This window comes from Myxococcus guangdongensis (assembly GCF_024198255.1).
Taxonomy (GTDB): domain Bacteria; phylum Myxococcota; class Myxococcia; order Myxococcales; family Myxococcaceae; genus Myxococcus; species Myxococcus guangdongensis.
Genome location: NZ_JAJVKW010000038.1, coordinates 1 through 6468 on the forward strand (window position 1 = coordinate 1; position 6468 = coordinate 6468).

Annotated in this window: 1 protein-coding gene; it reads right to left on the bottom strand. The window is 67.9% G+C overall.

The window, feature by feature from the left end; genetic code table 11:
* A partial coding sequence (locus LXT21_RS44530; RefSeq protein WP_254044363.1) for a non-ribosomal peptide synthetase occupies window positions 1-6468 on the bottom strand: 6468 nt, incomplete at both ends.

The window sequence follows — 6468 nt, forward strand, 5'->3', positions numbered from 1 at the left end:
TGAGGTCGGCGCGGTTGAGGTAGCCCCAGGCGAGGCCGTCACCACCGACGAAGAGCTCGCCAGGGACGCCAGGAGGAAGAGGCTGGAGGGCGGAGTCGAGGACGAAGGCGGAGGAGTTGGAGAGAGGGGCGCCGATGGGGACGGAGCGGGAGACTGAGTCGCCGTGGCGCAGGGAGTGGGTGGCGGAGAAGGTGGTGTTCTCGGTGGGGCCGTAGCCGTTGACGAGGACGTGGCCTTCAGGGAGGCGAGCGAGGTGCTCCCGGACGCGGTGAGGCGGAAGCACGTCGCCACCGGCGAGCACCTGGCGGACGCCGGCAATGGCCTCGGGCTGGTGGGCCACCATCTGCTCGAAGAGAGCGGCCGTCAGCCAGAGAGAGGAGACCTTCTCGCGGACGAGGACGGCGCCCAACTCCTCGAGAGAGAGGGAGTGAGGAGGCGCGAGGACGAGCTTGGCTCCGTGGAGGAGCGCGCCCCAGATTTCGAGGGTGGAGGCATCGAAGGCGACGGGAGCGGCGTGGAGCCAGACTTCCGAAGCGCCGAAGCGGATGAAGGAAGAAGAGACGAGGCGAGTGACGCCGCGGTGAGGAACGCAGACGCCCTTGGGCTCGCCGGTGGAGCCCGAGGTGAACATGACGTAGGCGAGGTCATCGCCCGTCACCTCGGAGGCAATCGGCGTCGTGGGCCTGCGAGAGATGCGAGAGGCCTCCTCATCGACGATGAGGAGGACGGCGCCGAAGGCAGGCAAGTCATCCGCGACGTCGGAGTGGGAGATGAGAACGCCCGCAGCGGACTCTCGGAGGACGAAGGAGAGGCGCTCGGAGGGCCAGGCCTTGTCGAGGGGGACGTAGGACGCACCGGCCTTGAGGACGGCCAGGAGGGAGACGATGAGGTCGGCGGAGCGGTCGAGGCGGACGGCGACGCGAGAGCCAGGGAGGACACCCAAGGCGCGCAGGTGGTGCGCGAGCTGGTTGGAGCGCTCCTCGAGCTGCGAGTAGGTGACGACCTCATCCCCCGAGACAACAGCGACGGCATCGGGCGAACGGGCCACCTGCTGCTCGAACAGCGCATGCACGCTCGCGCTGCGCGGATACGCCCGGGCGGTCTCGTTCCACGTCGAGAGCACTTGTTGCTTCTCGTGAGCGCTCAGTGCCGAGAGCGTGCTCAGTGACTGTTCGGGCTGAGCGACAGCTGTCTCGAGCAGCACGGCGAAGTGGCGAAGCAGGCCCTGCATGGTGGCCGCTTCGAACAGGTCGGTGTTGTAGTTGAGGACGCCCGAGAACCGGTCGCCTTCATCGAACAACAGGCTGAAGTCATACTTCGATGTATTGATTTCAGCGGGAACGGGCTCGAGCACCAGTCCCGCCAGCGCGAGGGCCGCCTCGGGTGCGTTCTGGAGCGTGAGAGTGACCTGGAACAGGGGCGAGCGGCTCAGGTCACGCTGAGGCTGCAGCTCCTCGACGAGCTTCTCGAACGGGACGTCCTGGTGCTCGTAGGCGGCGAGGGTGTTCAGGCGCACCTGTCCCAGCAGCTCGCGGAACGACTGCTTGCCATCGAGCTGGGAACGGAAGACGAGCGTGTTGACGAAGAAGCCGATGAGGCCTTCGGTCTCGGAGCGGTTGCGGTTGGCGACGGGGGAGCCGACCGAGATGTCGTCCTGACCTGAGTACTTGGAGAGCAGGAGCTGGAAGGAGGCCAGCAGAACCATGAAGGGCGTGGCGCCCTCGCGCTGGGCCAGCGCCTTGACGGCCTGAGTGAGCTCCCGGGAGAGCTCGATGGGGAGCACAGCACCGCGGTAGGACTGAATGGCGGGGCGAGGCTTGTCGGTGGGCAGCTCGAGCGCGGAGGAGGCGCCCGCGAGCTGGTGACGCCACCAGTCGAGCTCGGAGGCGAGGACGTCGCCGTGGAGCCACTGACGCTGCCAGACGGAGAAGTCGGCGTACTGGATGGGCAGGGGCGCGAGCTGCGCGGCCTCTCCACCGGAGAACTGACGGTAGAGGGCGGCGAGTTCACGCAGGATGACGGCAATGGACCAGCCGTCGGAAGCGATGTGATGAACGGTGACGAGCAGCAGATGCTGCGACTCGGTCAGGCGGACGAGTGACGCACGGACCACGGGCCCATGTGCGAGATCGAACGGGCGCAGCGCCTCCTGCGTGGCCAGCCGTTGGGCCTCGTCATCTCGCTCCTGTTCCGAGCGCGAGGAGAGGTCGGTGACCGGCAGCTCCAGAGAGAAGTCCCGGTCGATGAGCTGAACGGGCTGGCCTTCGTGAACGGAGAAGCGGGTGCGCAGAGCCTCATGTCGCTGGATGAGCGAGTTGAGGGAGAGGCGCAGTGCGTTCACATCGAGCGAGCCGGAGAGCTTGAGGACCCAGGGGATGTTGTAGGTGGAAGAGCCGGGCTGGAGTTGGTCGAGGAACCAGAGGCGCTGCTGAGCGAAGGAGAGAGGAAGCGGCTGGGAGCGGTCGACCGGGACGAGGGGAGGCTGGCGGGACGCGGTGCTGTGCTGCTCCAGGCGCTGAGCGAGGAGGGCGACGGTGGGCGCGGCGAAGAGCTCACCGAGGGGCAGCTCGACGCTGAAGGAGGAGCGGATGCGAGAGACGACCTGAGTGGCGAGGAGGGAGTGGCCACCGAGTTCGAAGAAGTCGCCGTGGAGGCTGACGCGCTCGAGGCCGAGGACGTCGGCGAAGATGGAGGCGAGGCGAGCCTGAGCGGGAGTGGAGGGCTCGACGAACTCGTCGGCGGAGGAAGCCGAGGCGAAGTCGGGAGCAGGGAGCGATTTCCTGTCGAGCTTGCCGTTGGCGGAGAGAGGGAAGGCCGACAGCGAGACGAAAGCCGAGGGCACCATGTACTCGGGCAGCCGCTGCTGGAGGAAGCCCTTGAGTGAGGTGGTGTCGACGGTCTGCTCATCCGCGGGGATGAAGTAGGCGACGAGACGCTTGTCACCGGGGACGTCCTCACGAGCGAGGACGACAGCCTCCTGGATGCCAGAGAAGAGGCGCAGAGCGGCCTCGACTTCACCGAGCTCGATGCGGAAGCCACGAATCTTCACCTGGAAGTCGTTGCGACCGAGGAACTCGAGGGAGCCGTCGGAGAGCCAGCGGGCCTTGTCACCGGTGCGGTAGAGGCGAGCGCCGGGGGAGCTGCTGAAGGGGTGCGGGACGAAGCGCTCGGCGGTGAGGTCGGCGCGGTTGAGGTAGCCCCAGGCGAGGCCGTCACCACCGACGAAGAGCTCGCCAGGGACACCAGGAGGAAGAGGCTGGAGGGCGGAGTCGAGGACGAAGGCGGAGGAGTTGGAGAGAGGGGCGCCGATGGGGACGGAGCGGGAGACTGAGTCGCCGTGGCGAAGGGAGTGGGTGGCGGAGAAGGTGGTGTTCTCGGTGGGGCCGTAGCCGTTGACGAGGACGTGGCCTTCGGGGAGGCGAGCGAGGTGCTCCCGGACGCGGTGAGGCGGAAGCACGTCGCCACCGGCGAGCACCTGTCGCACGCCAGAGAGGGCTACCGGCTGGTGAGCGACTATCTGCTCGAAGAGAGCGGCCGTCAGCCAGAGAGAGGAGACCTTCTCGCGGACGAGGACGGCACCCAACTCCTCGAGGGAGAGGGAGTGAGGAGGCGCGAGGACGAGCTTCGAGCCATGGAGCAGCGCACCCCAGATTTCGAGGGTGGAGGCGTCGAAGGCGACGGGAGCGGCGTGGAGCCAGACTTCCGAGGCGCCGAAGCGGATGAAGGAAGAGGAGACGAGGCGAGTGACGCCGCGGTGAGGAACGCAGACGCCCTTGGGCTCGCCGGTGGAGCCCGAGGTGAACATGACGTAGGCGAGGTCATCGCCCGTCACCTCGGAGGCAATCGGCGTCGTGGGCCGACGAGAGATGCGAGAGGCCTCCTCATCGACGATGAGAAGGACGGCGCCGAAGGCGGGCAAGTCATCCGCGACGTCGGAGTGGGAGATGAGGACGCCCGCAGCGGACTCACGGAGGACGAAGGAGAGGCGCTCGGAGGGCCAGGCCTTGTCGAGGGGGACGTAGGCCGCGCCGGCCTTGAGGACGGCCAGGAGGGAGACGATGAGGTCCGCGGAGCGGTCGAGGCGGACGGCGACGCGAGAGCCGGGGAGGACACCCAAGGCGCGCAGGTGGTGCGCGAGCTGGTTGGAGCGCTCCTCGAGCTGCGAATAGGTAACAGCCTCATCCTCCGAGACAACAGCGACGGCATCGGGCGAACGGGCCACCTGCTGCTCGAACAGCGCATGGACGCTCGCGCTGCGCGGATACGCCCGAGCGGTCTCGTTCCACGTCGAGAGCACCTGCTGCTTCTCAGCGGAAGTGAGCAACGGAAGGCGCGCGAGCTGCGTGTCAGGCGTGGAGACCGCCTCGGTGAGCAGCACGGAGAGGTGCCGTGACAGGCCCTCGATGGTCGCCGCGTCGAACAGGTCGGTGTTGTAGTTGAAGACGCCCGCGAATCCGCTCGAGCCCTCCTCGAGCAGCAGGCTGATATCGAACTTCGAGGTCTCCAGGTCCGGCGGAAGCTGCGTGAGCGTGATGCCGGGGAGCGTCAGCGTGGCGCTCGGCGTGTTCTGCAGCGTGAGGGTGACCTGGAACAGGGGCGAGCGGCTCAGGTCGCGCTGAGGCTGCAGCTCCTCGACGAGCTTCTCGAAGGGGACGTCCTGGTGCTCGTAGGCGGCGAGGGTGCTCAGACGCACCTGTCCCAGCAGCTCACGGAACGTGCGCTGCGTGTCGATGCGCGAGCGCAGGACGAGCGTGTTGACGAAGAAGCCGACCAGGCCCTCGGTCTCCGCGCGGTTGCGGTTCGCGATGGGCGAGCCGACGGAGACGTCGTCCTGTCCCGAGTAGCGCGAGAGCACGAGCTGCCAGGCCGCGAGCAGGACCATGAACGGCGTGGCCCCCTCGCGCTGCGCGAGCGCCTTCACCGCGTTGCTCAGACTTCCAGAGAGTTCAATGGGAAGCACCGCACCGCGCTCGGTCTGCGCGGCCGGACGCGGCCTGTCCGTGGGCAACTCCAACGCCGACGGCGCACCCGTGAGCTGCTCCCGCCACCAATCCAGCTCACCCCGGAGTCGCGCTCCATCGAGCCACTGACGCTGCCAGACGGAGAAGTCAGCGTACTGGATGGGCAGTGACGCGAGCTGCGCGGCCTCTCCGCCCGAGAACTGGCGGTAGAAGGCTCCCAGCTCACGGACCATGATCTCCGTGGACCAACCATCCGAGATGATGTGGTGGACGGTGACGAGCAGCAGGTGCTGTCGTGCATCCAGCCGCAACAGCGAAGCCCGGACCAACGGTCCACGCGCCAGGTCGAACGGACGGAGCGCCTCTTCGCGCATCAGTCGACGCGCTTCTTCCTCACGCGGCTGTCCATCCAACCCGCCGAGGTCCACCACGGGCAGCTCGACCTCGGCATCGGGCCGGATGAGCTGGATGGGCTGCGAATCACGAACGACGAAGTGCGTGCGCAGCACCTCATGTCGCTGCACGAGCGCGCGCAGCGACTGCCTCAGGGCCGCGACATCCAGCGAGCCCTTGAGCCGAAGCGCCGCGGGCAGGTTGTACGATGCCGTGCCGGGCTGGAGCTGATCCAGGAACCACAGACGCTGCTGCGCGAACGACAGCGGAATCACCCCCGTCCGGGAGACAGGGGCGAGCTTCGCCTCTCCCTCGGACGCCCCTTGCGACAGCGCCCCGAGCCGCTTCGCGAGCAACTCCACCGTCGGCGCCTCGAAGAGGTCTCGCAGCGGAAGCGTCACGCCCGTGGCGGAGCGCAACTGCGCGACCAACCGAGTCCCCAACAGCGAGTGTCCACCGAGCTCGAAGAAGTGGTCAGTGGCGCCGACCTGCTCGACCCGGAGGACCGAGGCGAAGAGGGACGCGAGGAACTGCTCCGTCGGCGTGCGCGGCGCGACGAACTCGCGAGCGACGGCGACGAAGTCAGGCGAGGGCAGCGCCTTGCGGTCCACCTTGCCGCTGGGGCTCAGCGGGAGCGCGTCGAGGAAGACGAACGCGGACGGCACCATGTACTCGGGCAGGCGCTGGGAGAGCGCCTCCCGGAGGGCCGAGGCATCCTGTGACGTGGAGACGAGATAGGCGACGAGACGCGCCTCGTCGCGCACGGTGACGACCGCGTCGGAGACGGACGGAACGGAACGCAGCGCGTTCTCGACTTCACCCAGCTCGATGCGGAAGCCACGCAGCTTGACCTGGAAGTCGGAGCGGCCGAGGTACTCGAGGGTGCCATCGGGGAGCCAACGGGCGAGGTCGCCGGTGCGGTAGAGGCGAGCGCCGGGCGAGTCACTGAAGGCATCGGGGATGAAGCGCTCCGCGGTGAGGTGAGGGGAGCGCCAGTAGCCGAGGCCGACCTGGACGCCGCCGATGAAGAGCTCGCCCGGGACGCCGACGGGAGAAGGCTGGCCGTGGGAGTCGAGGACGTAGAGGCGGGTGTTGGCGACAGGCCTGCCGATGG